This is a genomic window from Serratia bockelmannii (genome assembly GCF_051803255.1).
Classification (GTDB): domain Bacteria; phylum Pseudomonadota; class Gammaproteobacteria; order Enterobacterales; family Enterobacteriaceae; genus Serratia; species Serratia bockelmannii.
In genome coordinates this window covers 469,289-494,324 of record NZ_CP196512.1, presented here as the reverse complement: position 1 = coordinate 494,324, position 25,036 = coordinate 469,289, and the positions used below count along the sequence as shown (strand labels likewise).

The following is a 25,036-nucleotide window of genomic DNA, read 5'->3' as shown; positions in this document are numbered from 1 at the left end:
GCGTTTTATTTATTCTCCGCACGCCGGTGATAATATCTCTTTCTCGCTAACCGGGAAGGACACGCAATTCATTTTTAATTTCGGCCAAGCGCATCCAAGCTAAATAAAACAGCGAACACAGTTAATGCCTTTCGGCATCACTGGGTTCTCGCACACCTTTATTTTCGTGAAGGCGTTAACGGCAAATGGAATTATTTGCCGGCGGAATGCCTTTGCCTGAAGAATGAGAAAAATGAAAAAATTAAAAATTGCCGCCAACACCCAAACCCTCGGCTGCTTTGAAACTGAACGCGACATCGTCGATGTGCACCACAGCGATTTCAATGACGTCGCCGCCATTGTGCTGTCGGTAGACGACGTCACGCAAGGCATGGTGGCGCGCATCGAAGAACACGGCCTGAACATTCCGCTGTTCGTCGCCGTCTGCTGCGAAGAAGAGCTGGATAACGCCGTCTTGCCGGCGCTGCACGGTGTGTTTGAACTGTGCGGCAAGAATACCCAGTTCTACGGCAAACAGCTGGAGGCCGCCGCCGCCAAATATGAGAGCGAGCTGCTGCCGCCGTTCTTCAACACGCTGACGCAGTATGTGGAAATGGGCAACGCCACCTTCGCCTGCCCCGGCCACCAGGGCGGCGAGTTCTTCCGCAAACACCCAGCGGGCCGCCAGTTCTTCGACTTCTACGGCGAAACGCTTTTCCGCTCCGACATGTGCAACGCCGACGTCAAACTGGGCGATCTGTTGATCCACGAAGGCGCGCCTTGCGCCGCGCAGCAGCACGCCGCCAAGGTGTTCAACGCCGACAAGACCTACTTCGTGCTCAACGGCACCTCGGCCTCGAACAAGGTGGCGACCAACGCCCTGCTGACGCGCGGCGATCTGGTGCTGTTCGACCGTAACAACCATAAATCCAACCACCACGGTGCATTGATCCAGGCCGGCGCCACGCCGGTTTATCTGGAAACCGCGCGCAACCCGTTCGGCTTTATCGGCGGCATCGACGCGCACTGCTTCGACGAGCGCTACCTGCGCCAACAGATCCGCGAAGTGGCGCCGGAACGCGCCAACGAAGCCCGCCCGTTCCGCCTGGCGATCATCCAGCTCGGCACCTACGACGGCACCATCTACAACGCCCGCCAGGTGGTCGACAAGATTGGCCACCTGTGCGATTACATCCTGTTCGACTCCGCCTGGGTGGGCTATGAGCAATTCATTCCGATGATGAAAGACTGCTCGCCGCTGCTGCTGGAGCTGAACGAGAACGATCCCGGCATCATCGTCACCCAGTCGGTGCACAAACAGCAGGCTGGCTTCTCGCAAACCTCGCAGATCCACAAAAAAGACAAGCACATCAAGGGACAGAGCCGCTACTGCAACCACAAGCGCTTCAACAACGCCTTTATGCTGCACGCCTCCACCAGCCCGTTCTATCCGCTGTTCGCCGCGCTGGACGTCAACGCCAAGATGCACGAGGGCAAGAGCGGCCAACGCCTGTGGCAAGAATGTGTGCGCGTGGGCATCGAAGCGCGCAAAATGCTGCTGGACACCTGCACGATGATCAAACCGTTCGTGCCGGATCAGATCGACGGCAAGCCGTGGCAGGCCTATGACACCGCGGCGATGGCCAACGATCTGCGCTTCTTCAACTTCGTGCCCGGCGAGAAATGGCACGCCTTTGAAGGCTATGCCGAATCGCAGTATTTCGTCGATCCGTGCAAACTGCTGCTCACCACGCCGGGCATCGATACCGCGACCGGCAGCTACAGCGAGTTCGGCATTCCGGCGACCATTCTGGCCAACTACCTGCGCGAAAACGGCATCGTGCCGGAAAAATGCGATCTCAACTCGATCCTGTTCCTGCTGACGCCGGCGGAAGACATCGCCAAGATGCAGCACCTGGTGGCCCTGATCGCCCGCTTCGAGAAGCACATCGAGCAAAACTCCCTGCTCAGCGAGGTGCTGCCTGCGGTCTATAAAAACCACCAGCAGCGCTACAAAAACTACACCATCCGCCAGCTGTGCCAGGAAATGCACGATCTTTACGTCAGCTATGACGTTAAAGAGCTGCAAAAAGAGATGTTCCGCAAAAGTTATTTCCCGCGCGTGGTAATGAATCCGCAGGATGCCAATACCGAGTTCGTACGCGGCAATGTGGAATTGGTGTCGCTGGCCAAGGCCGAGGGCCGCATCGCCGCCGAGGGCGCCCTGCCTTACCCACCAGGCGTGCTGTGCGTGGTGCCCGGTGAAATTTGGGGCGGCGCCGCGCAGCGTTATTTCCTGGCACTGGAAGAAGGCATCAATTTATTGCCAGGATTCGCGCCGGAATTACAGGGCGTTTATATCCAACAGGATGAGGACGGCTGGAACCGTGCTTACGGCTACGTCATGAAAAATTAATCACCTTACGGGGCGGCGATGATTCCCGCCGCCCGGATCGCATCCTAAAAGAGAAAATGATCATGAGTAAGTCCAATAATAAAATGGGGGTCGTGCAATTAACGATCCTGACCGCCGTGAATATGATGGGTTCCGGCATAATTATGCTGCCGACCAAGCTGGCCGAAGTGGGCACGATTTCGATCGTTTCCTGGCTGGTGACCGCTGTCGGCTCGATGGCGCTGGCCTACGCCTTCGCCAAATGCGGCATGTTCAGCCGTAAATCCGGCGGCATGGGCGGCTACGCCGAATACGCCTTCGGTAAATCCGGCAACTTCATGGCGAACTACACCTACGGCGTTTCGCTGCTGATCGCCAATATCGCCATCGCCATTTCCGCCGTCGGCTACGGCACCGAGCTGTTCGACACCACGCTCAGCCCGCTCGGGATCTGTATCGCCACCATCGGCGTGCTGTGGCTGGCGACCGTCGCTAACTTCGGCGGCGCGCGCATCACCGGCAAAATCAGCGGCATCACCGTCTGGGGCGTGATCATTCCGGTGGTGGGCATCTCGGTCATCGGCTGGTACTGGTTCAGCGGCAGCGCCTACGTCGCCGCCTGGAACCCGCATCAGGTGCCGACCTTCGAAGCCATCGGCGCCTCGATCTCAATGACCCTGTGGGCGTTCCTGGGGCTGGAATCCGCCTGCGCCAACACCGACGTGGTGGAAAACCCGGAGCGCAACGTGCCGATCGCCGTACTGGGCGGCACCCTCAGCGCGGCGGTGATCTATATCATTTCGACCAACGTGATCGCCGGCATCGTGCCGAACATGGATCTGGCCAACTCCACCGCCCCGTTCGGGCTGGCGTTCTCCCACATGTTCAACCCGACGGTCGGCAAGATCATCATGGCGTTGATGGTCATGTCCTGCGTCGGCTCGCTGCTCGGCTGGCAGTTCACCATCGCTCAGGTGTTCAAATCCTCCGCCGACAGCGGCTTCTTCCCGAAAATTTTCTCCAAGCTGAGCAAGGCCGACGCGCCGGTTAAAGGCATGCTGACCATCGTCGTCATCCAGAGTGGTTTGTCTCTGATGACCATCAGCCCGTCGCTGAACAAGCAGTTCAACGTGCTGGTGAACCTGGCGGTGGTGACCAACATCATCCCTTACATCCTGTCGATGGCGGCGCTGGTCATTATTCAGAAAGTGGCGAAGGTGCCGGACAACAAGGCGCGCATCGCCAATATCATCGCCGGCATTGGCGCGCTGTACAGCTTCTATGCGCTCTACAGCTCCGGTGAAGAAGCGATGATGTGGGGCGCCATCGCCACCTTCCTCGGCTGGACGCTGTACGGTATCGTCTCGCCGCGCTTCGAGCTGGCGGGAAAAAAGGGGTAAAGCGGTAAGGCTCCGGCGGCCGGGGATGGGATTGTGATGGCGAACATGCCATCATACGCCGACCCTGGCCACCGAAACGGCGTACGATGACCGACACTACCCCCACTCCCTGGCACCTCTACATGCTGCGTTTACCGAGCGGCATGCTGTATACCGGCATCACCACCGACGTGGCGCGCCGACTGGCACAGCACCAAGCCGGCAAAGGCGCCAAGGCGCTGCGCGGTAAAGGGGAACTGACATTGGCGTTTCACTGCCAGGTGGGGGATCGCTCAACGGCGCTGAAGCTGGAATACCGCGTCAAACAGCTGAGCAAAATACAAAAAGAGCGGCTGGTGAATCACCCGCCGCTGTCGTTGGAGTATCTATTGCCGGTCGTTAAAAGCGATTAAACGGCGCCGAAAAAGCCACTTCGCCGCTGACGCCATTCAGGGCGTCTTCCGCCAGCGGATACACCTGGAACGCGCTTTCCGTGTCCGGCCAGCGGCAGTTCAGGCCATAGGTGGCGGCCGGTTTAAAGCCGAAGCGGCCGTAGTAGGCCGGATCGCCCAGCACCACCACCGCGGCGTAGCTGAATTCGTTCAGCGAATCCAGGCCTTCGTACACCAGCTTTTCAGCCAGCCCCTGGCGGCGCAGGCTTTCGTCTACCGCCAGCGGCGCCAGCGCCACCCATTGGCGGTCTTCGCCGGCCACGTCTACCGGGCTGAACGCGGCGTAACCCACTACCCCGCCTTCGTCGTCAGTGGCGACCACGCCCAGCGTCAGCAGGCCGTCTTCGCGCAGCTGCTGCACCAGATCGGCTTCGTCGTCGCGGCCAAAGGCGCGGCGCAGCAAGGTGTCGATGCCCGCCGCGTCTACCGGGATCTCTACGCGGATCAGCATGATACCACCACACGGGAAGCCGACGCCGTGCCCTCCTGCAACCCTGCTTCGACAAAATCAGCCAACTGCAACAGCCCCATGCGCAGCGGCGCAGGCATGCTTTCCAGCTCGATGGCGTCCATCAAATTTTTCACATACAGGCCCAATTCGGTATCCCCTTCAATCTGCAGCCGACGCTGAAAGAACAGCGTATCCGGATCTTGCTTGCGCGCCGCGATCAGGATCAGATCGTTGGCGTCGCCGCTGAAGCTGACGTCCGCTTCGGCGTGCTGGCTGACCACCAGTTTGTCGTTTGCTACCGTCATAAACCATTGTAGCGCCAGATCGCGAACTTCGATCTTCAGCCAACGCGATTCGAGAAACTCCAGATCCCCATCTGCCAATGCCTGGCGGAACTGCCAGCTCAGCACCTGTTGCAGCAGCTGACGCTGCAGAGCGAACGGCGTGAATTTCAGCGGGATGCGCAGCAGCGACGGCCCCTGGCGCACAAGGCGTGCTCGTAGTTGTTCCAACACGGTCATCCACTCCTTTTAATACGGACTACCGCTATTTTGCCACACTGACGCGCGGCTTCAGCGGTCTATATCAACAAATAGTGCATTTCACCGCCATGTTTATCAATACGCCATAAGCTGCCTCAAATCAAAACCTGTGTGTGCCCCATTGCCTAAAATGACCTCCCCGATTCGCATTTGCCGGCGGAACACCGCCGCCGGCAACCTTTAAAGACAGCGTGCGCCCGGCCGGGCGCACGGCTAAGCCAGGATAAATCTATGGAGCTGCTTTGTCCCGCCGGCAACCTGCCGGCCCTGAAGGCCGCGGTGGATAACGGCGCCGATGCCGTTTACATCGGTCTGAAAGACGATACCAACGCGCGCCACTTCGCCGGCCTCAACTTCACCGAGAAAAAGCTGCAGGAAGCGGTCGATTACGTGCATCGCCACGGCCGCAAACTGCATATCGCCATCAACACCTTCGCCCATCCCGACGGCTACGCCCGCTGGCAGCGCGCGGTGGATATGGCGGCCCAATTGGGCGCCGACGCCCTGATTCTGGCGGATCTGGCGATGCTGGAATACGCCGCCCAACGCTATCCGCAGTTGGAACGCCACGTTTCGGTGCAGGCTTCCGCCACCAACGAGGAAGCGATCCGTTTTTACCAGCGCAACTTCGAGGTCGGCCGGGTGGTGCTGCCGCGCGTGCTGTCGATGCATCAGGTGAAACAGCTGGCGCGCACCAGCCCGGTGCCGCTGGAAGTGTTCGCCTTCGGCAGCCTGTGCATCATGGCCGAGGGGCGCTGCTACCTCTCCTCCTACCTGACCGGCGAGTCGCCGAACACCGTCGGCGCCTGTTCGCCGGCGCGTTTCGTGCGCTGGCAGCAAACCCCGCAGGGCATGGAGTCACGCCTGAACGACGTGCTGATCGACCGCTACCAGGACCATGAAAACGCCGGTTACCCGACGCTGTGCAAGGGCCGCTATCTGGTGGACGACGTGCGCTACCACGCGCTGGAAGAGCCCACCAGCCTCAATACGTTGGAGCTGCTGCCGGAGCTGCTGGCCGCCAACATTGCCTCGGTGAAGATCGAAGGCCGCCAGCGCAGCCCGGCTTACGTCAGCCAGGTGGCACGCGTCTGGCGCCAGGCGATCGACCGTTGCCAGGCCGATCCGGCCGCCTACCGCGCCGACGCCGCCTGGATGGAGACGCTGGGCGCGATGTCCGAGGGCACCCAGACCACGCTGGGCGCCTATCACCGCAAATGGCAGTAGCCGGAGGAAACATGAAATACGCACTGGGGCCGGTACTCTACTACTGGCCGAAAAACGACATCGCGGCGTTCTATCAGCAGGCGGCGGAGAGTAACGCCGACATCATTTATCTCGGCGAGAGCGTCTGCACCAAGCGGCGCGAGATGAAGGTCGGCGATTGGCTGGCACTGGCGCGCGACATCGCCCGCAGCGGCAAGCAGGTGGTGATCTCCACGCTGGCGCTGCTGCAGGCGCCGTCCGAACTGAATGAGCTGAAACGCTATGTGGAGAACGGCGAGTTCCTGTTTGAAGCTAACGATCTGGGCGCAGTGAACATGGCGGCGGAACGCGGTCTGCCGTTCGTCGCCGGCCATGCGCTGAACTGCTACAACGCCTATACTCTGCGCCTGCTGCGCCGCCAGGGCATGATGCGCTGGTGCATGCCGGTCGAGCTGTCACGCGATTGGCTGGCCAATCTGCTGACGCAGTGCGACGAGCTGGGCTTCCGCCACGACTTCGAGGTGGAGGTGCTGAGCTACGGCCATCTGCCGCTGGCCTATTCGGCGCGCTGCTTCACCGCCCGCTCGGAAAACCGCGGCAAGGACGAGTGCGAAACCTGCTGCATCAAGTATCCGCAGGGTCGCATGATGCGCTCCCAGGAACAGCAGCAGGTGTTCGTACTCAACGGCATCCAGACCATGAGCGGTTACTGCTACAACCTCGGCAACGAGCTGCCAAGCATGCAGGGGCTGGTGGACATCGTGCGACTGTCGCCGCAGGGCGCCGAGACGCTGGCACAGATCGATGCCTTCCGCGCCAACGAGCGCGGCGAGCAGCCGCTGGCCTTGACCGACCACGCCGACTGCAACGGCTACTGGCGCCGCGTGGCGGGGTTGGAGTTGGTGGGGTGATCCTCGCTCCCCTCCTCACCGAGGGGAGTTTTCAATCAACTCGCCCGCCGTTTCCTGAACATCCCGCGCAGCGCCACGCTGTTGCGCAAGAAGCCGACACCGAAGCCCAGCAGGGTGTAGACCACGCCGAGCACCAGCATCATCATCACGTCGCCCCACACTTCATTCAGCGACAGCCCCATCTGGTTGACGCCGGCGATCGCCTTGGTGCCCCAGGTGGAGGGAATGCTGTACGAGATGGCGCGCACCCAGGCCGGCATCGACTGCAGCGGCCAGATAGTGCCGGACAGGTAGAAGACCGGCGTCGTGATGAACGCCAGCGTCAGGTAGATCATCTCGACGCTGCGCAGGCACTCGGTCACCAGCTTGCCCAGCCCCAATACCGCCAGCAGGAACGGGAAGGTCAGCAGCAGCAGTTCGGCGATGTTCGCCGTCTGCCGATAGCCCAAGACCCACGGCCACAGCACGAACAGCACGATCGACAGGAACAGCCAGATCGGCAGCAGCGCCGTCAGCCCGCCGAGGTGCGCCGCCAGCGGCGCTTTGCCGCCGGGCATGCTCTTCATGGCGATATTGACGCGGATACAGGCGATCAGCAGCGAGTGCTGCAACAGCATCACCAACAGGCCGGGAAAGATGATCGCCGCGAAGCTGATGCCGGGGTTAAACACGTCCAGCGTTTGCCCCAGTATCGGCGTCAGCAGTATCTGCGCCTGCCGTTCGCTGAAACCGCTGCGCAGCAGCAGTCCGTTGTTGTACTCCGTCAACAGCTGCTGATAGGCCGCCACCACGTCCTGTTGGATCTGGCCGTTGGCCAGACGGTTGGTGGCGTCGCCGTACACCGGCACCACGATGTTCTGCCCGCTGAGGATCTTCTTCTCCAGATCCACCGGCATGATGATCACCGCAAACAGCTTGCGCCAGCTGAGATCGCGCTGTGCCTGTTCCAGGCTGTCGTAGGTTTCAATCGCTATCTTGGAGGTGGCGTCCAGTTGGCGGATCAGCTGGCGGCTGGCGGTACTGTGGTCCTGATCGACCACCCCCACCGGCAGATCCCACACCGTGCGGTTGGCGTACACCAGGCTCATGATGCACAGCGACAGGATCAGCATCAGCCACACCGGCCGCTCCAGCATGCCGAGCAGCACCTTAACGAAGGTTTGCCAATAGAGCTTCATCCGGCCTCCCCCTCTTTTGCCAGCCGCGCCGGCAGGCGATTACGCACCAGCAGCGCGGCCACCAGCGGATAGACCGCCAGCAGCGCGCACACGCTGAAGATGGCGCTGGCGTGCACCTGCCGCAGGAACACGTCGAACATCGCGTACAGCGCGTGGGTCAGCGGTTCGATGTTGGAAATGATGCGCGCCGGCAGCGGCATCGACAGCTCAGGCACCGCCATGCCGGAGAAGGTCATCGCGATACTGACCAAAATACCAATCAGGCTGTAGGCGGTGATGGTGCTGCCGGTAAAGGTGTACAGCAGCAGGCCGATGCTCTGCGCCGCCATCACGTAGAACAGGCCGATCATCAGCATAAACAGCGGATTGCCGCTGACGCGGGCGTCAAAGATGCCCACCAGCGCCGCGATCTCCACCATCAGCAGGGTGGTGAAACACAGCGTGTACGGTGCCAGCTTGCCGAGCAGCGCCAGGCTGAACGGCTTGGCCTGCAGCAGCGACTTGCTGCGCGCCAGCACGTAGATCATGCAGGTCACCGCGAACAGCTGCAGCAGGTGGATGGTGGCGGCGAACTGCTGGTAATAGATATAGCTGCCGCTGGCGTTGAACAGGCTGCCGTAGGAGAGCGTCACGTCCGCCAACGGCGGCAGCGTTTTACCCATCTCGGTGGCGATGATGCTGCGGGTGCTGGCGTTGATTTCGTTCATCAGGCCGCCGAAGTCCTGAGTGGAGTACAGCCCGGCGCCGTAGAACAACGCATTGTAGTACATCACCACGCTCGGCTGTTTGCCCGACAGCGCGTTGGCCTCAAGATCCGGCGGGATATACAGCAACGCGTAATCCTGCGCGCTGCGCAGGCGGCTCAGCGACTCCGGCAGCCCGCCGCCATATGCCTCGACGTGGGCGTGCGAGCCGGCGTCCAGCCGACGCGTCAGCGATTTGGACAGCGGGCTGTGATCGCTGTCCACCACCGAGACCGGCAGATCGAGCAGCGTGCCTTCGGAGAAGTTGCTGCTGATCAGCGCAAACAGGATCAGTGGAAAGATCCAGCTCAGCCAGTGCACCACCGGGCTGCGAAAGGCGACGCGACACTCTTTGTCGAACGCGTGACTGAAGCAGCGCCAGCCGGCCCTTACTCTTTCCATTGCCATAAGGTGCTCATCCCCGGACGCAGGCCGTCCACCGGCTGTGACGGATACAGGCGCACTTCGAAGGTTTTCAGGTCGAAGTCGCCGGTGGCGCGGGTGGCGCGTTTGGTGGCGTAATCCCCCAGCGGCGCGATGTAGCGCACCTCGGTGTCGATCATTTTGTCCTTCAGCGCCGGCACCCGCAGCGTGACCTTGTCGCCTTTGCGCACGTGGGCGAGGATGTCTTCACGCAGGTTAAACACGAAGTAGGCGTCCGGCACCCGGATCAACGTCACCAGCGGGCTGCCGGCGTTCAGCAATTCGCCCACTTCGGCCGGGATCGGCCCCACTTCGCCGTCTACCGGCGCTTTCACCTGCAGATCGTCGCTCTGCGCCTGGATCTGCAGCAGGTTCTCTTCCGCCGCCCGCAGCGCCGCCGCATATTGCTGCCGCTGCTCGACGCGGTCGCCGTTGATGCCTTCATCCAGATTGGCCTTGGCGGCCTGCACCTGTTGGAAGGCGGTGTCGCGCGACCGGCGCGAAGCGTCCAGCTCGGACTTCGAGATATAGCCCTTGCCGGCCACGCTCAGGTTCCGGTTGTAGTCGTTTTGCGCATTGCGGTACTGCGCCTCGGCCTGCGCCAGGTTGGCGCGCAGGTTGCGGATGCTCTCTTCACGGGTGCCGTGCAGCGACAGCTCAAGCTGCGCCTTGGCCTCGTCGCGCGTCGCCTGCGCGGAACGCAGCTGCGCCATCAGTTCGGGGCTATCGAGTTGAATGATCAGTTGGCCGCTTTTCACGTCGTCGCCGCGTTCGATCAGGCGTTCAACGACCCGGCCTTTCGCCTTGGATGCGACGATCACTTCGGGGGCATCCACTTCACCCTGCAGCAACAGATCCTGATTGTGCGCGCGGAACAGGATCGCCAATGCGATCGCCGCCAACATCAGCAACAGGGTAAACAGCGTCTTTTTTTTCATTATGTCAGCTCCCGGAACGGTAAGCGGCGGGCGGGGATCATCATTTCCATGTCTCAAATTGCTCCAAAAAACACCATTGCTCTCATGAGGATATCACAAGCACATATCTCCTCTTTTATAACTATAAATTGGATTATGCTTTTAACACTAAAAAGCATCTTTTTTCGGCTTTTTGGTATGCAGACTCCTGCAATCGCCCTTTAAGCGATCCACTCTCTGATGGACGATGTCATGACTGAACACACTGCGGTACCGCTGTCGGTACTGGATTTATCGCCAATCCCGCAAGGGGCCAAGGCACGCGACGCTTTCCACTGTTCGCTGGATTTGGCGCAGCACGCCGAACGCTGGGGCTACCAGCGCTACTGGCTGGCCGAGCACCACAACATGACCGGCATCGGTAGCGCCGCCACCTCAGTGCTGCTGGGCTATCTGGCCGCCGGCACCCAAAGCATTCGCCTCGGCTCCGGCGGTGTGATGCTGCCGAACCATGCGCCGCTGGTGATTGCCGAGCAGTTCGGCACGCTGGAGTCGCTCTACCCAGGGCGCATCGATTTGGGGTTGGGCCGAGCGCCCGGCACCGATCAGCGCACCATGATGGCGCTGCGCCGCCACCTGTCCGGCGACGTGGATACCTTCCCGCGCGACGTGCAGGAACTGCAAAACTATTTCTGCGATGCGCAGCCCGGCCAGCCGGTGCAGGCGGTGCCGGGCCAGGGGCTGCACGTGCCGCTCTGGCTGCTCGGTTCCAGCCTCTACAGCGCGCAGCTGGCGGCACAGCTCGGCCTGCCGTTCGCCTTCGCCTCGCACTTCGCCCCGGATATGCTGTTCCAGGCGCTGCAGCTGTACCGCGAGAACTTCAAACCGTCCAAACAGCTGGCGCAGCCGCACGCTATGGTATGCGTCAACGTGATCGCCGCCGAGAGCGATAGCGATGCGCGCTTCCTGTTCAGCTCGATGCAGCAGCAGTTCATCAATCTGCGCCGCGGTTCGCCCGGCCCGCTGCCGCCGCCGGTGGATAACATTCACGCGTTGTGGACCGCCGGCGAGCAATACGGCGTCGAGCAGGCGCTGCGGATGTCGATCGTCGGCGATGAAAAAACGGTGCGCCACGGGCTGCAAACGCTGCTGCGTGAAACCGATGCCGACGAGATCATGGTCAACGGCCAGATTTTCGATCACCAGGCGCGGCTGCGTTCGTTCGAGATTGTTGCCGGCGTGAAGGGCGACATCGTGAAGGGATAAAAAGCGAAAAGGCGGTGGGGAACCCCACCGCCTCGGCGTTAACGCTGGATCAGGTAGCGGATGGTCGGCCCGTCCTGCTGGATATCCAGCACCTTATAGCCATGGTTGCGCGCATCGAGCGGGATGTTGTTGATCGACTGCGGGCAATCGCTGATCACTTCCAGGATCTCCCCCGGTTTCAGCTGCGGCATCGCCTCCAGCGTCGCCACTGCCGGGTACGGGCAAGGCTCACCCAGCATGTCCAGCCGGTAGTCCGGCACTATCGTCGTCTCTTTCATGACATGCTCCTCAAGTTCACCACTTGCGCCTCAGGCCGGGCGCGGAAAAAGCGTTTCTCCCACCACAGCATGGCGGCGAAGGCCAGCGCCAGCAGCAGATAGGTCACCAGCAGGCCACCGACCGGGCCGAAGGTGTCGAGCAGGTTGATTTTGTCGTAGTCGGTCGCCAGCGCCGGCGCCAGATCGTCCCAGTAATAGGCCAGCAGCGTAGCGCCGATGATGTTGCCCAGCCCCACCCACCAGTAGTGCACCTGCCCTTCCACCGCGCGGTACATCCAGCCGGTTTCGCAACCGCCGGCCAGCACGATGCCGAAGCCGAACAGCAAGCCGCCCAGCACCGCATTCGGGCCGGCCCACATGATCTTCGGCGCCACGCCGAGCTGCACGTAGCTGAAGATGCCGATGGCGCTCACCGCCATGCCGATGATGATGGCTTTCGCCATGTGAGTGCGGCCGGTGATCCACAGATCGCGGAACGCCGAGGTGAAGCAGATCTGCGCGCGTTCGATCAACAAACCGAAGCCGATACCGAACAGCATGGCGATACCGAGCTTCGGCGCATCGAACAGCGTCCACAGCGACCAGGCCACCGCCAGGCCGAAGACCGCCATGCCCAGCCGGAAGCGGCGGCGCGCCTGCTCAGGCTTCTGCGTCAACGGCGCGGCGGACTTCACCTTTTGCAATTTGACCGGGATGCGGAACATCGGCAACAGCGTGAATTTGGCGCCGAAGTAGGAGCCGGCGGCGGTCGCCAGCGCGAAGAACCAGGCATGCAGCGAGAACTGCGGGATGCCGGTGAAAAACGCTGCCAGGTTACAGCCCATCGCCAGGCGCGCGCCGAAACCGGCGATGATGCCGCCCAGCAGCGCCTGTACGATGCGAATGCGGTGCTGCGGCTGGCGCAGCTTGATGTTGTTGGCCCACAGCGCGGCGGCGATGCAGCCGGCGAACATGCCGATGATCATGCGCCCGTCGATGCGTTCCAGCGGCGTGCCCTGCAGGCCGATAACCTTGAAATAGCCCCACTGCTCGGGGTGCAGGCCGAACCACTGCAGCACATGGCCGCCCCAGCGGGTGAATTCCCCGGTCACCGCCCAGAAGGTGCCGGTCATGCCGAAGTAGTAGGTAGAAAGGATCCCGGCAGCGATCACCGCCGGCAGCGGCGCCCAAAAGCGCACCAGGTATTGAGATTTGAACTGCTGCCAACTCATGGCATCTCCCGTGCATATCATCCATAAGAAAAAACCTTATGAATGATACGCCATTCAGGGGCGTTTGACGGCAATTTTCAGGCATAAAAAAACCAGCCCGCAGGCTGGTTTTTCAGAGTGCTTCACCGCGAACGGTGAATCAGCGATTACGCGTCGCCGAAACGACGACGTGGTGCTGCCGGTGCGCTGTCATCACGGCGTGGCGCCGGCTTGCCGTCACGGTTGTAGTTACCGCCACGACGCTCGCCGCCGTTACCGCCTTCGCGACGTTCTCCGAAGGAACGACGTGGGCCGCCTTCGCGACGTTCACCGTTGAACGGACGGCCGTTACCGTTGCCACGACGCTCGCCACTGCTGCCACCGTCACGACGCTCGCGACGTTCGAACGGCTGTGCATCGCCCAACAGCTGCATGTTCATCGGCTTGTTCAGGATGCGAGTGCGAGTGAAGTGATTCAGGATCTCGCCCGGCATGCCTTTTGGCAGCTCGATGGTGGAGTGGGAAGCAAACAGCTTGATGTTACCGATGTAACGGCTGCTGATGTCGCCTTCGTTAGCGATAGCACCAACGATATGACGGACTTCAACGCCATCGTCACGGCCCACTTCGATACGGTACAGCTGCATTTCGCCAACGTCACGACGTTCACGACGCGGACGGTCGCCGTCACGGCTATCGCGGCTGTCGCGACGGTCGCCACGATCACCGCGACGATCGTCACGGTCGTTGAACTCGCGGCGCTGGCGCGGTTTGAAGACCGGATCCGGCGGCAGGATCAGCGGACGTTCGCCCTGAGCCATTTTCAGCAGCGCTGCGGCCAGGGTTTCCATATCCAGCTCTTCTTCCGGCTGCAGTTTGGTCAGCAGTGCGCGGTACAGATCCAGATCGCTGCTTTCCAGCTGCTGCTGAACTTTCGCGGCGAACTTGGCCAGACGACGCTCGCCCAGCAGTTCTGCGTTTGGCAGCTCCACTTCAGGGATGGTCAGCTTCATGGTGCGTTCGATGTTGCGCAGCAGGCGGCGTTCGCGGTTTTCCACGAACAGCAGCGCACGGCCGGCGCGACCCGCACGGCCGGTACGGCCGATACGGTGAACGTAAGACTCGGAGTCCATCGGGATGTCATAGTTGACAACCAGGCTGATGCGCTCAACGTCCAGGCCACGGGCCGCAACGTCGGTCGCGATCAGGATATCCAGACGACCGTCTTTCAGGCGCTCCAGGGTCTGCTCACGCAGCGCCTGATTCATGTCGCCGTTCAGCGCGGCGCTGCTATAACCGCTGCGCTCCAGCGCTTCGGCCACTTCCAGGGTCGCGTTCTTGGTACGGACGAAGATGATCGCCGCGTCAAAGTCTTCGGCTTCCAGGAAACGCACCAGCGCTTCGTTTTTACGCATGCCGTAGACCGACCAGTAGCTCTGGCTGATGTCCGGACGGGTAGTCACGCTGGACTGGATGCGCACTTCCTGCGGCTCTTTCATGAAGCGGCGGGTAATGCGACGGATCGCTTCCGGCATGGTGGCGGAGAACAGCGCGGTCTGATGTTCAGCCGGGATCTCAGCCATGATGGTTTCTACGTCTTCGATAAAGCCCATGCGCAGCATTTCGTCGGCTTCATCCAGCACCAGACCGCTCAGGTTAGAGAGGTTCAGGGTGCCGCGCTTCAGGTGGTCCAGTAGACGACCTGGGGTACCCACAACGATTTGCGGGCCCTGGCGCAGAGCGCGCAGCTGTACGTCGTAACGCTGGCCGCCGTACAGGGCTACCACGTTGACGCCGTTCATGTGTTTGGAGAAATCGGTCATCGCTTCGGCAACCTGAACCGCCAGTTCGCGGGTCGGTGCCAGCACCAGGATCTGAGGTGCTTTCAGGTCTGCCTGCAGGTTGTGCAGCAGCGGCAGCGAGAACGCTGCGGTTTTACCACTACCGGTCTGTGCCATGCCCAGCACGTCGCGGCCGTTCAACAGGTGAGGAATACACTCAGCCTGGATCGGAGATGGTTTTTCATAGCCCAGATCGTTCAGGGCGGAAATGATTGGAGCAGACAGCCCCAGATCAGCAAAAGAGGTTTCAAACTCAGTCGTCATGTACACGTGCCTCATTAATAATGGCAGCCAGTCTACATAACTCGTCGAGAAAATTTTCAGTCATTTTCATTGAAAAGTGTGAACCGGCTCAAATTAGATTATAAAACGAACAAAAAAGCCCTCGCCCGTTAAGGCGATAACTTTGGTTAAAAACCAATGTTCATCAGGCTGATAGGTGTTCGTCAGCTATTGCTGGTCCGATTCCGATAGGTCGTCTTGCTCTTGGCCCAAAAGCGCCAATTCCAACAATGCATAGCGGTGCTCAACGAAGTTGTGAACGTTGTTAGACACCGTCAGTTTGAACAGCGCCGAAGCGGTGTCCTTGTCCCCCAGACTCAGGTAGTGTTTACCCAAATAGAAGTCAGTTTCACTGAGATGCTCAGCGAGCGAAGTGTTATCCGTTGCATCTGCCTTGAGGCGTTCCATCAGCGTTTTTTCGCTGATCTTGCCCAGGTAGAATTCGACAATATTCCATCCCCATTGCCCTCTGTCCGATTTGTCATAGCGCTGCTGAAGCGCTACTTCGGCCTTCTTGGGATCGATTTCTCGCTCCACCAGATACAGCCATAACGAACGGAAGGGATCGTTTGGGTCGTCTTGATAAAACGCCTGCAGATCATCCTGCGCCAACGGGAAGCGGCCGCCATAATACAGTGCGATGCCCCGGTTTAAACGCGCGTAATTGTAAGTTGGATCAAGCTCTAGTACAGAATCAAACGCTTCATAGGCAGCATCAAAATTGCCTGCCTGCGTTAAGTAAATGCCCAGGTAGTTGAAAACTTCCGGCATGTCGGGACGTATCGCCAGCGCCTGCGAGAAATCATTGCGCGCTAATGCACGTAACCCGAGGCTATCATACAGCACACCGCGCTCATATAAAAGCTGTGCGCGTTCGTCATCCGTCAGTGCCCGGCTGGCAAGAATTTGTTCCATGCGCGCCAGGATCACTTCCTGCTGCAACGTAGGCTGCAACGGGATTGCCAAAACTTCGTCTTTACGCCAATCATGGTTGCTGCATCCTGCCAGCATGAGTGCTGTCGCAACGTAACACCAGCGCAAGAAAGGCTTCATTTCCCACTCCCGAAGACAAACATTGGATGAACGTCCTGTCCTCCGTTTGCTAAAACGCGGGTATCCTACCCGCGCGATACGAACAGCTCCCAACCCCATGGCGGGGAGCTGTAAAACTATCTATACAGTTATTCTGCTTCAGGCGCAGGTGAACCTGCTTCCGGCGCCATCGCTTCTTTGATGCTCAGACGCACGCGGCCCTGACGGTCAACTTCCAGTACCTTAACCGGCACTTCCTGACCCATCTGCAGATAGTCGGTCACTTTCTCAACGCGCTTGTCGGCGATCTGAGAAATGTGCACCAGACCTTCTTTACCACCGCCGATAGCGACGAATGCGCCGAAATCAACGATACGGGTCACTTTACCCTGGTAGATACGGCCCACTTCGATCTCTGCCGTGATCTCTTCGATACGACGGATAGCGAATTTCGCCTTCTCACCGTCGGTCGCAGCGATTTTAACTGTACCATCATCTTCAATTTCGATGGTAGTGCCAGTCTCTTCGGTCAGTGCGCGGATAACGGAACCGCCCTTACCGATCACGTCTTTGATTTTATCCGGGTTGATGCGGATAGTATGAATACGCGGTGCGAATTCGGAGATATCGCCGCGTGGGGAGCTGATAGCCTGTTCCATCACGCCCAGGATGTGCAGACGCGCGCCCTTGGCCTGGTTCAGAGCCACCTGCATGATCTCGCGGGTGATGCCTTCGATTTTGATGTCCATCTGCAGCGCGGTGATACCGTCGCGGCTACCGGCCACTTTGAAGTCCATGTCGCCCAGGTGATCTTCGTCACCCAGAATGTCGGACAGAACCACAAAGTTATCGGCTTCTTTCACCAGGCCCATCGCGATACCCGCAACGGCAGCCTTGATTGGCACACCGGCGTCCATCAGCGCCAGAGATGCGCCGCACACGGAAGCCATGGAAGAAGAACCGTTGGATTCGGTGATTTCAGACACGACGCGAACCGTGTACGGGAAATCTTCCGGTTTAGGCATCATAGCCAATACGCCGCGTTTCGCCAGGCGACCGTGACCGATTTCACGACGCTTAGGAGAACCGACCATGCCGGTTTCGCCTACGGAGTACGGAGGGAAGTTGTAGTGGAACAGGAAGCTGTCGGTCTTCTCGCCCATCAGCTCGTCCAGGTTCTGTGCGTCGCGCGCGGTACCCAGGGTCGCGGTAACCAGCGCCTGAGTTTCGCCACGGGTGAACAGCGCGGAACCGTGGGTGCGCGGCAGTACGCCGGTGCGCACGTCCAGGCCACGGATCATGTCTTTTTCACGGCCGTCGATACGCGGCTCGCCACGCAGTACGCGGCTACGCACCACGTTCTTCTCGACGTTGCCCAGGATGTCCTGGATTTCGCCGGCGTCCAGCGTTTCGTCCTGCGCCAGCAGGGTTTCAACCACGCTGTCTTTGATCGCGTCAACCTGAGCGTAACGCTCTTGTTTTTCGGTGATGTGGTAAGCGTCGCCCAGGCGAGCTTCGGCCAGTTCAGCCACGCGCGCGTGCAGCGCTTCGTTGACCGCAGGGGCCTGCCAATCCCACTTCGGCTTGCCGGCTTCGGCAACCAGGGAGTTGATGTTTTCGATAACCACTTGCTGCTGGTCGTGGCCGAACACCACGGCGCCCAGCATCTGATCTTCGCTCAGCACTTCCGCTTCGGATTCAACCATCAGCACCGCGCCTGCAGTACCGGCAACCACCAAATCCAGACGGCTTTCTTTCAGCTCGTCAGTTGTCGGGTTCAGCACATACTGATCGTTGATGTAACCTACGCGCGCTGCGCCGATTGGGCCGTTGAACGGAATACCGGACAGGCTCAGGGCGGCAGAGGCGCCGATCATCGCAACGATGTCCGGGTTCACCTGCGGGTTAACGGAAACCACGGTCGCGATCACCTGAACTTCGTTCAGGAAGCTGTCCGGGAACAGTGGACGGATCGGACGGTCGATCAGACGGGAAGTCAGGGTCTCGCCTTCGCTCGGACGGCCTTCGCGACGGAAGAAGCTGCCCGGGATGCGGCCGGCGGCGTAAGTACGCTCTTGGTAGTTAACGGTCAGCGGGAAGAAGCTCTGGCCCGGCTTGGCTTTTTTCTGGCCAACGACGGTAACGAATACGGCGGTGTCATCCATGCTCACCATAACGGCGGCGGTGGCCTGACGAGCCATCATACCGGTTTCGATGGTGACGGTATGCTGGCCATACTGGAATTTGCGAATGATCGGTGTCAGCAAAATTATATCCTTGATTAGCGGCGCGCAATCGCATTGACGACTCGACACGCCTGTGACTCGATTTGCCTTCTCACTACATCCTCGCGACTAATGACAATCCTTATCTCAGGCAGGAGATAAAGCCTCTCATTAGCCGCGCGAACCTCTGTAACGGAAGAACCTGTTTGGAAACATCAGTAATACATTAACCTGATTTGCTTATGCTTCCTAGAAGAAAGGGGCCAAAATAGGCCCCTTTCCACTGAAACTTGCTAGATTAGCGACGCAGACCCAGACGCTCGATCAGGCTGGTGTAACGTGCTACATCTTTACGCTTCAGGTAGTCCAGCAGCTTACGACGCTGAGAAACCATACGCAGCAGACCACGACGGCTGTGGTGATCTTTTTTGTGCTCGGAGAAGTGGCCTTGCAGATGGTTGATCTGCGCAGTCAGCAGGGCAACCTGAACTTCGGTAGAACCGCTGTCGTTAGTACCACGACCGAAATCAGCTACGATTTGAGCTTTAGCTTCAACACTTAGAGACATTGTAATACTCCAGATTATAGATAATAAAAACAGGCGCCGATCTCTAATTCAGCAACCCAATGCATAAGCTGCGCCATTCTACTCTTAGCGCAGTGCGATCGCAAGGCGACGCAGTGCCCCGCCGTCAGTCGAAATGCTCGACCACCAGGCGGCGCGGCGCCACGCGACCATCCTCGGCGATGTCGCCAACGCCGATGAATTTTCGCTCTTCACCCTCGGTGATACGCACCAGGCCGGAAGCCGGCGCGCCGGCGACTTGCACCGGTTGCCCCTGCTTGACGTAACCCGCAACCACCGGCAGCAAATTCACTTCCGGATAGTTCTCAACCGGGCTGTCCATCGGCATCAGCAGCGGATCGAGCAGCTCGCCGGGCGCGATTTCTTGTTCCTGCGCCTGCGCCAGCAAAGCGTTCAGCTGTTCCAGCGTCACCATGCGCGCAATCGGATAAGTCGCCACCTGCAGGCGGCGCAGATAGATCACGTGCGCGCCGCAGCCCAGCAGCTCGCCGAGATCGTCGGTGATGGTGCGGATGTAGGTGCCTTTCGAGCAGTGGATCTCCAGCTCCAGCTCATCCCCTTCCCAGCGGATAAACTGCATCTCGTACACCGTGATGCTGCGCGCTTCGCGCGGCACTTCAATCCCCTGGCGCGCATACTCGTAGAGTTTCTTGCCCTGGTATTTCAACGCCGAATACATCGACGGCACCTGCTGGATGTCGCCGCGGAAGGTGTCCAGCGCCGCGTCGAGCTGCGCCTGGGTAAAATTCACCGGGCGCTCCTGCACGATCTGGCCGTCGGCGTCGGAGGTATCGGTACGCTGCCCCAGCTTGGCGATCACCCGATAGCGCTTGTCGGAATCGAGCAGGTATTGCGAAAACTTGGTCGCTTCGCCCAGGCAAATAGGCAGCATGCCGGTCGCCAACGGATCGAGCGCGCCGGTATGGCCCGCTCGGTTGGCGTTGTACAGACGTTTTACTTTTTGCAGCGCATCGTTGGACGACAACCCCTGCGGCTTGTCCAGCAACAGCACGCCGTGGATGTCACGGCCGCGGCGACGAGGGCGACTCATTAATCCTCCTTGTCATCGCCTGAGGCGGAACGGCGCTCGGCGTCGTTCTTCACCACGTTGGTCACCAGGTTGGACATGCGCATGCCTTCCACCAGGGAGTTGTCGTAAGCGAATGTCAGCTCCGGCACCACGCGCAGGCGCATCGCTTTGCCCAGCAGGGTACGGATATAGCCGGAAGCGTCCTGCAACGCTTTGATGCCGTTGGTGACCAGATCCGGATCGTGGTTCTCGGTCAGCACGTTCAGGAAGGTGACGTAAACCTTGGCATACGCCAGGTCGCGGGACACTTCCACGCCGGAAACGGTCGCCATGCCGACGCGCGGATCTTTAACTTCACGCTGCAGAATGATCGCAATCTCTTTCTGCATCTCTTGCGCCACGCGTTGACCGCGGCTGAATTCTTTTGCCATTTTGGATTCTCCAGACAAATCGGGGGGCACAAAGGCCCCCCGTAAACAGATATAAGCAGATGTGCAATCGTTAAGCGATGGTGCGTTGGATCTCAATGATTTCGAACACTTCGATCATGTCGCCGACGCGCACGTCGTTATAGTTCTTAACGCCGATACCACATTCCATGCCGTTACGGACTTCGTTAACGTCATCTTTGAAGCGGCGCAGGGATTCCAGCTCGCCTTCATAGATAACCACGTTGTCGCGCAGTACGCGGATTGGGTTGTGACGCTTGATGGTCCCTTCGGTAACCATACAGCCGGCGATAGCGCCGAACTTAGGCGATTTGAACACGTCGCGCACTTCGGCCAGGCCGATGATCTGCTGCTTGTATTCCGGCGCCAGCATACCGCTCATCGCCTGCTTCACTTCGTCGATCAGGTTATAGATCACGGAGTAGTAACGCAGATCCAGGCTTTCCGCTTCGATCACGCGGCGCGCAGAAGCGTCGGCACGCACGTTGAAGCCCAGGATGATGGCGTTGGAAGCCGCAGCCAGCGTCGCGTCGGTTTCGGTGATCCCACCTACGCCGGAGCCGACAATCTTCACCTTCACTTCGTCGGTAGAGAGTTTCAGCAGCGAGTCGCTGATCGCTTCGCAAGAACCCTGCACATCGGACTTCAGTACGATGTTCAGCTCAGACACTTCGCCGTCGGTCATGTTGGCGAACATGTTTTCCAGCTTGGACTTCTGCTGACGCGCCAGTTTGACTTCGCGGAACTTGCCCTGACGATACAGCGCCACTTCACGCGCTTTCTTCTCATCGCGCACCACGGTCGCTTCGTCACCCGCTGCAGGCACGCTGGACAGACCCAGGATTTCCACAGGGATAGACGGACCGGCAGAGGTCACTTCACGGCCCAACTCGTCACGCATCGCACGCACACGGCCGTATTCGAAGCCGCACAGGACGATGTCGCCCTTGTTCAGCGTACCTTCCTGAACCAGTACGGTAGCCACTGGGCCACGGCCTTTATCCAGGAAGGACTCGATCACTACGCCGCTCGCCATGCCGCTGCGTACCGCTTTCAGTTCCAGAACTTCGGCCTGCAGCAGGATAGCCTGCAGCAGCTCGTCGATACCGGTACCGGCTTTCGCGGACACGTGAACGAACTGCGCTTCGCCGCCCCACTCTTCCGGCATAACGCCGTACTGAGACAGTTCCTGCTTAACGCGGTCCGGATCGGCTTCCGGCTTGTCGATTTTGTTCACCGCAACCACCAACGGCACCTGCGCCGCTTTCGCGTGCTGGATAGCTTCGATGGTCTGTGGCATCACGCCGTCGTCGGCCGCCACCACCAGAACCACGATGTCAGTCGCCTGAGCACCACGAGCACGCATCGAGGTAAACGCGGCGTGGCCCGGGGTGTCCAGGAAGGTGATCATGCCGTTCTCGGTTTCTACATGGTAGGCACCGATGTGCTGGGTAATGCCGCCGGCTTCGCCCGCCGCCACTTTGGTGGAGCGGATGTAGTCCAGCAGAGAGGTTTTACCGTGGTCAACGTGGCCCATGATGGTCACGACCGGCGCGCGCGGCTCAGCCGCAGCGCCCGTATCACGGTCGCTCATCAGCGCTTCTTCCAGCTCGTTTTCACGACGCAGAATAACTTTGTGGCCCATCTCTTCGGCAACCAGCTGTGCGGTTTCCTGGTCGATAACCTGGTTGATGGTGGCCATCGCGCCCAGCTTCATCATCACTTTGATGACCTGAGAACCTTTTACCGCCATCTTGTTGGCCAGCTCGGCCACGGTGATGGTTTCACCGATCACCACGTCACGGTTAACCACCTGCGCCGGCTTGTTGAAGCCCTGCTGCAGAGCGCTAGGCTTGCGTTTACCTTTACCGCCACGGGTAACGGCACGCGCTTCTTCGCGATCCGCTTTGGATTCGGACAGCTTGTTGCCTTTCTTCTGCTTGGTCGCTTTGCCGCCGCGGGTGCGGCTACGACGATCGCCTTCAACTTTGGCGTCGTTTTCGTCTTCTGCGGCACGCGCATGCTGAGAGGTGGTCACGTGATAGTCGGCACTTTCAACCGCAGCGCTTGCCGCGTCGGCCTGGGCCCACTTCTCGCCGTTCTCTTCGGCCATGCGACGGGCTTCTTCCGCCACGCGCTTGGCTTCCTCTTCAACCTTGCGGCGCACTTCCTCTTCCGCTTTACGTTTCAGTTCAGCGGCTTCGGCTTCACGGCGTGCTTTTTCCGCCTGAGCTGGCTTGGTCATTTCGTCGGTATGTTGATTGGTCACTTTTTCTTTTTCCGCTGAATTACGCTTAGCAATCTCCGCGGCCTCACGTTTGGCTTGCTCTTCGGCTGCGCGCTTCGCTTCCGCTTCGCGTTTTGCGAGCTCTTCCGCTTCGCGCCGTGCCTGCTCTTCCGCTTCACGCTGTGCCTGCTCTGCCGCTTCAGCCAACTGGGCTTCCTGCGTATCGCGATTTACATAAGTGCGTTTCTTGCGGACCTCAATTTGCACCGATTTACTTTTACCGCCGGTGCTCGGGATATTCAAGGTGCTGCGCGTTTTGCGCTGCAAAGTGAGTTTACCTGGCGCGCTGCCGTGTTCACGGTTCAGGTGCGCCAGCAATGTTTCTTTTTCTTGCTGGGTAACAGAGTCCGACTCGGACTTGTTGATCCCTGCATCAGCAAACTGCTGTACCAGGCGATCAACCGGAGTCTGAATCTCTGCTGCCAGCGATTTTACGGTTACATCTGTCGTCATGCTGTTCCTTCCTGCTACAGTTATTACGCGTTGTCGCCAAACCAACAGATATTGCGTGCAGCCATGATCAGCTCACCGGCTTGCTCATCGCTAAGCCCTTCAATATCAGCCAGATCGTCAACACCCTGCTCGGCAAGATCTTCCAGCGTACAAACCCCACGCGCGGCCAGTTTAAAGGCCATGCTGCGCTCAAGACCCGGCAGGTTGAGCAAATCGTCGGCCGGTTTGTTGTCGCCCAGGCTTTCTTCTTGTGCCAGGGCCAGCGTGGTCAATGCAGCTTTGGCGCGTTCGCGCAATGCTTCAACCGTATCTTCATCCAGACCGTCGATTTCCAACAGCTCTTTGATCGGTACGTAGGCCAGCTCTTCCAGCGTGGAGAAGCCTTCTTCAACCAGTACGGTGGCGAAATCTTCGTCGATATCAAGATACTTGGTGAAGGTATCAATAGCGGCATGAGCCTCGGCCTGGTGCTTGGCCTGCAGGTCGTCCGCCGTCATCACGTTCAGTTCCCAACGATCGTCGCCGCGGTGTTGTTTCAGCAGCTGGGAAGCCAAACGCACGTTTTGGCCGTTACGGCCGATCGCCTGTGCCAGGTTGCTGGCTTCAACGGCGATATCCATGGTGCAGTTATCTTCGTCTACCACGATCGACGCGACGTCGGCCGGCGCCATGGCGTTGATGACGAATTGCGCGGGGTTATCATCCCACAGGATGATGTCGATGCGTTCGCCGCCGAGCTCGCTCGACACGGCCTGAACGCGCGCACCGCGCATACCTACGCAGGCGCCGACCGGGTCGATGCGCTTGTCGTTGGTTTTCACTGCAATTTTCGCGCGAGAGCCTGGATCGCGGGCTGCCGCTTTAATTTCGATCACTTCTTCGCCGATTTCCGGCACTTCGATGCGGAACAGTTCTTTCAGCATTTCCGAGCTGGAACGGCTGACGAACAGCTGCGCGCCGCGAGCTTCAGGACGCACGGCGTACAGTACGCCGCGAATGCGATCGCCCGGACGGAAGTTTTCGCGCGGCAGCATGTCTTCACGGCCAATCACCGCTTCGGCGTTGTTGCCCAGATCCAGCGCGATGCTGTCACGGTTCACTTTCTTCACCACGCCGGTGACGATCTCACCTTCGTGTTCACGGAAAGCGTCGACCACCATCGCACGCTCGGCTTCACGTACTTTCTGCACGATAACCTGCTTGGCGGTTTGGGTGGTGATACGGTCAAAGGTCACAGATTCGATCTGATCTTCGACGTAGCCGCCGAGCTCGATGCTCGGATCTTCAAACTGAGCGGCTTCCAGCGTGATTTCACGCGTCGGCTGAGTCACTTCGTCTACGGCGACCCAACGGCGGAAGGTGTCGAAATCGCCGGTTCTACGGTCAATGCTGACGCGCACGTCGATTTCCTGCTCGTATTTTTTCTTGGTTGCGGTGGCTAATGCAGTTTCCAGCGCTTCGAAAATCTTCTCGCGCGGAAGGGATTTTTCATTGGAAACTGCTTCAACAACAGCCAGAATCTCTTTGTTCATCCTAGTTGC

At 59.6% G+C, this 25,036-nt stretch carries 22 protein-coding genes; 6 read left to right on the top strand and 16 right to left on the bottom strand.

The window, feature by feature from the left end; translation table 11 throughout:
- Window positions 1–232: 232 nt before the first annotated feature.
- From speF to ACSJLU_RS02310, 3 genes are all read left to right on the top strand, one after another.
- Complete coding sequence (speF, locus tag ACSJLU_RS02320) at window positions 233–2,395, top strand: ornithine decarboxylase SpeF (protein WP_060448244.1); 2,163 nt, start codon at window positions 233–235, stop codon at window positions 2,393–2,395.
- A gap of 62 nt (window positions 2,396–2,457) precedes the next feature.
- A complete protein-coding gene (gene potE / locus ACSJLU_RS02315; RefSeq protein WP_025305085.1) occupies window positions 2,458–3,774 on the top strand; it encodes a putrescine-ornithine antiporter in 1,317 nt (438 codons plus the stop codon).
- Between the two features lie 86 nt (window positions 3,775–3,860).
- On the top strand, window positions 3,861–4,166 hold the full coding sequence (locus tag ACSJLU_RS02310; RefSeq protein WP_139319749.1) for a GIY-YIG nuclease family protein: 306 nt from the start codon (window positions 3,861–3,863) through the stop codon (window positions 4,164–4,166).
- Here ACSJLU_RS02310 and ACSJLU_RS02305 read toward each other — a convergent pair.
- Window positions 4,153–4,656 (bottom strand): GNAT family N-acetyltransferase, encoded by a 504-nt coding sequence (locus ACSJLU_RS02305; protein ID WP_043139248.1) that lies wholly within the window; start codon window positions 4,654–4,656, stop codon window positions 4,153–4,155. The genes ACSJLU_RS02310 and ACSJLU_RS02305 overlap by 14 nt on opposite strands.
- A complete protein-coding gene (gene ubiT, locus ACSJLU_RS02300) occupies window positions 4,650–5,171 on the bottom strand; it encodes a ubiquinone anaerobic biosynthesis accessory factor UbiT (protein ID WP_043139429.1) in 522 nt (173 codons plus the stop codon). Before ubiT ends, ACSJLU_RS02305 begins: the two co-directional genes overlap by 7 nt.
- A 258-nt stretch (window positions 5,172–5,429) precedes the next feature.
- Here ubiT and ubiU point away from each other — a divergent pair, with 258 nt between their 5' ends.
- Both ubiU and ACSJLU_RS02290 read left to right on the top strand, forming a co-directional pair.
- Window positions 5,430–6,425: a ubiquinone anaerobic biosynthesis protein UbiU gene (gene ubiU, locus ACSJLU_RS02295; RefSeq protein ID WP_015376422.1), complete on the top strand. Its 996-nt coding sequence runs from the start codon at window positions 5,430–5,432 to the stop codon at window positions 6,423–6,425.
- An 11-nt stretch (window positions 6,426–6,436) separates the two neighbouring features.
- The gene (locus ACSJLU_RS02290; protein WP_043139250.1) at window positions 6,437–7,315 is read left to right on the top strand and encodes a U32 family peptidase; all 879 of its coding nucleotides are present in this window, start codon (window positions 6,437–6,439) and stop codon (window positions 7,313–7,315) included.
- 35 nt (window positions 7,316–7,350) lie between these two features.
- Here the strand turns inward: ACSJLU_RS02290 and ACSJLU_RS02285 are convergent, their stop codons facing one another.
- The 3 genes from ACSJLU_RS02285 to ACSJLU_RS02275 are packed head-to-tail and all read right to left on the bottom strand — an operon-like array spanning window position 7,351 to window position 10,597.
- Window positions 7,351–8,493 carry an ABC transporter permease gene (locus ACSJLU_RS02285; protein WP_049203336.1) on the bottom strand — a complete coding sequence of 381 codons (1,143 nt, stop codon included), beginning with the start codon at window positions 8,491–8,493 and terminating at the stop codon, window positions 7,351–7,353.
- Window positions 8,490–9,644, bottom strand: coding sequence for an ABC transporter permease (locus tag ACSJLU_RS02280; protein ID WP_197791146.1), 1,155 nt, complete (start codon window positions 9,642–9,644; stop codon window positions 8,490–8,492). Before ACSJLU_RS02280 ends, ACSJLU_RS02285 begins: the two co-directional genes overlap by 4 nt.
- Window positions 9,626–10,597: an HlyD family secretion protein gene (locus tag ACSJLU_RS02275; protein ID WP_025305060.1), complete on the bottom strand. Its 972-nt coding sequence runs from the start codon at window positions 10,595–10,597 to the stop codon at window positions 9,626–9,628. The genes ACSJLU_RS02280 and ACSJLU_RS02275 overlap by 19 nt, the downstream gene beginning before the upstream one ends.
- 231 nt (window positions 10,598–10,828) lie before the next feature.
- Between ACSJLU_RS02275 and ACSJLU_RS02270 the strand changes: the two genes are divergently transcribed.
- Entirely contained in the window at window positions 10,829–11,842 is a 1,014-nt protein-coding gene (locus tag ACSJLU_RS02270; RefSeq protein WP_025305059.1) for a luciferase-like monooxygenase, read from the top strand.
- 38 nt (window positions 11,843–11,880) lie between these two features.
- On the opposite strand, the gene yedF is transcribed toward ACSJLU_RS02270, so the two are convergent.
- From yedF to nusA, 11 genes are all read right to left on the bottom strand, one after another.
- On the bottom strand, window positions 11,881–12,120 hold the full coding sequence (gene yedF / locus ACSJLU_RS02265) for a sulfurtransferase-like selenium metabolism protein YedF (RefSeq protein ID WP_004933486.1): 240 nt from the start codon (window positions 12,118–12,120) through the stop codon (window positions 11,881–11,883).
- Entirely contained in the window at window positions 12,117–13,331 is a 1,215-nt protein-coding gene (gene yedE / locus ACSJLU_RS02260) for a selenium metabolism membrane protein YedE/FdhT (RefSeq protein WP_043139259.1), read from the bottom strand. Before yedE ends, yedF begins: the two co-directional genes overlap by 4 nt.
- A 146-nt stretch (window positions 13,332–13,477) precedes the next feature.
- Window positions 13,478–15,415, bottom strand: coding sequence for a DEAD/DEAH family ATP-dependent RNA helicase (locus ACSJLU_RS02255; RefSeq protein WP_380827499.1), 1,938 nt, complete (start codon window positions 15,413–15,415; stop codon window positions 13,478–13,480).
- Entirely contained in the window at window positions 15,405–15,479 is a 75-nt protein-coding gene (yrbN, locus tag ACSJLU_RS02250) for a protein YrbN (protein WP_223182019.1), read from the bottom strand. Before yrbN ends, ACSJLU_RS02255 begins: the two co-directional genes overlap by 11 nt.
- A 122-nt stretch (window positions 15,480–15,601) precedes the next feature.
- Window positions 15,602–16,486 carry a lipoprotein NlpI gene (gene nlpI / locus ACSJLU_RS02245; RefSeq protein WP_025305056.1) on the bottom strand — a complete coding sequence of 295 codons (885 nt, stop codon included), beginning with the start codon at window positions 16,484–16,486 and terminating at the stop codon, window positions 15,602–15,604.
- Between the two features lie 128 nt (window positions 16,487–16,614).
- A complete protein-coding gene (gene pnp, locus ACSJLU_RS02240) occupies window positions 16,615–18,732 on the bottom strand; it encodes a polyribonucleotide nucleotidyltransferase (protein ID WP_025305055.1) in 2,118 nt (705 codons plus the stop codon).
- A 256-nt stretch (window positions 18,733–18,988) separates the two neighbouring features.
- Window positions 18,989–19,258: a 30S ribosomal protein S15 gene (gene rpsO, locus ACSJLU_RS02235; RefSeq protein ID WP_004933502.1), complete on the bottom strand. Its 270-nt coding sequence runs from the start codon at window positions 19,256–19,258 to the stop codon at window positions 18,989–18,991.
- 124 nt (window positions 19,259–19,382) lie between these two features.
- Window positions 19,383–20,327, bottom strand: a complete 945-nt coding sequence (truB, locus tag ACSJLU_RS02230) for a tRNA pseudouridine(55) synthase TruB (RefSeq protein WP_380827495.1) — start codon at window positions 20,325–20,327, stop codon at window positions 19,383–19,385.
- Window positions 20,327–20,737, bottom strand: a complete 411-nt coding sequence (gene rbfA / locus ACSJLU_RS02225) for a 30S ribosome-binding factor RbfA (RefSeq protein ID WP_004933508.1) — start codon at window positions 20,735–20,737, stop codon at window positions 20,327–20,329. The genes truB and rbfA overlap by 1 nt, the downstream gene beginning before the upstream one ends.
- A 70-nt stretch (window positions 20,738–20,807) precedes the next feature.
- Entirely contained in the window at window positions 20,808–23,495 is a 2,688-nt protein-coding gene (gene infB / locus ACSJLU_RS02220) for a translation initiation factor IF-2 (protein ID WP_004933511.1), read from the bottom strand.
- 23 nt (window positions 23,496–23,518) lie between these two features.
- On the bottom strand, window positions 23,519–25,027 hold the full coding sequence (gene nusA / locus ACSJLU_RS02215; protein ID WP_019453340.1) for a transcription termination factor NusA: 1,509 nt from the start codon (window positions 25,025–25,027) through the stop codon (window positions 23,519–23,521).
- Window positions 25,028–25,036 lie beyond the last annotated feature (9 nt).

Coding starts and splice junctions, on each gene's coding strand:
- ACSJLU_RS02280 (WP_197791146.1), bottom strand. CDS start 9,644: ATGGCAATGGAAAGAGTAAGGGCCGGCTGGCGCTGCTTCAGTCACGCG.
- ACSJLU_RS02255 (WP_380827499.1), bottom strand. CDS start 15,415: ATGACGACTGAGTTTGAAACCTCTTTTGCTGATCTGGGGCTGTCTGCT.
- ACSJLU_RS02310 (WP_139319749.1), top strand. CDS start 3,861: ATGACCGACACTACCCCCACTCCCTGGCACCTCTACATGCTGCGTTTA.
- rbfA (WP_004933508.1), bottom strand. CDS start 20,737: ATGGCAAAAGAATTCAGCCGCGGTCAACGCGTGGCGCAAGAGATGCAG.
- ACSJLU_RS02285 (WP_049203336.1), bottom strand. CDS start 8,493: ATGAAGCTCTATTGGCAAACCTTCGTTAAGGTGCTGCTCGGCATGCTG.
- ACSJLU_RS02270 (WP_025305059.1), top strand. CDS start 10,829: ATGACTGAACACACTGCGGTACCGCTGTCGGTACTGGATTTATCGCCA.
- ACSJLU_RS02305 (WP_043139248.1), bottom strand. CDS start 4,656: ATGCTGATCCGCGTAGAGATCCCGGTAGACGCGGCGGGCATCGACACC.
- ACSJLU_RS02290 (WP_043139250.1), top strand. CDS start 6,437: ATGAAATACGCACTGGGGCCGGTACTCTACTACTGGCCGAAAAACGAC.
- yedE (WP_043139259.1), bottom strand. CDS start 13,331: ATGAGTTGGCAGCAGTTCAAATCTCAATACCTGGTGCGCTTTTGGGCG.
- truB (WP_380827495.1), bottom strand. CDS start 20,327: ATGAGTCGCCCTCGTCGCCGCGGCCGTGACATCCACGGCGTGCTGTTG.
- speF (WP_060448244.1), top strand. CDS start 233: ATGAAAAAATTAAAAATTGCCGCCAACACCCAAACCCTCGGCTGCTTT.
- rpsO (WP_004933502.1), bottom strand. CDS start 19,258: ATGTCTCTAAGTGTTGAAGCTAAAGCTCAAATCGTAGCTGATTTCGGT.
- infB (WP_004933511.1), bottom strand. CDS start 23,495: ATGACGACAGATGTAACCGTAAAATCGCTGGCAGCAGAGATTCAGACT.
- nlpI (WP_025305056.1), bottom strand. CDS start 16,486: ATGAAGCCTTTCTTGCGCTGGTGTTACGTTGCGACAGCACTCATGCTG.
- potE (WP_025305085.1), top strand. CDS start 2,458: ATGAGTAAGTCCAATAATAAAATGGGGGTCGTGCAATTAACGATCCTG.
- nusA (WP_019453340.1), bottom strand. CDS start 25,027: ATGAACAAAGAGATTCTGGCTGTTGTTGAAGCAGTTTCCAATGAAAAA.
- ACSJLU_RS02275 (WP_025305060.1), bottom strand. CDS start 10,597: ATGAAAAAAAAGACGCTGTTTACCCTGTTGCTGATGTTGGCGGCGATC.
- yedF (WP_004933486.1), bottom strand. CDS start 12,120: ATGAAAGAGACGACGATAGTGCCGGACTACCGGCTGGACATGCTGGGT.
- ubiU (WP_015376422.1), top strand. CDS start 5,430: ATGGAGCTGCTTTGTCCCGCCGGCAACCTGCCGGCCCTGAAGGCCGCG.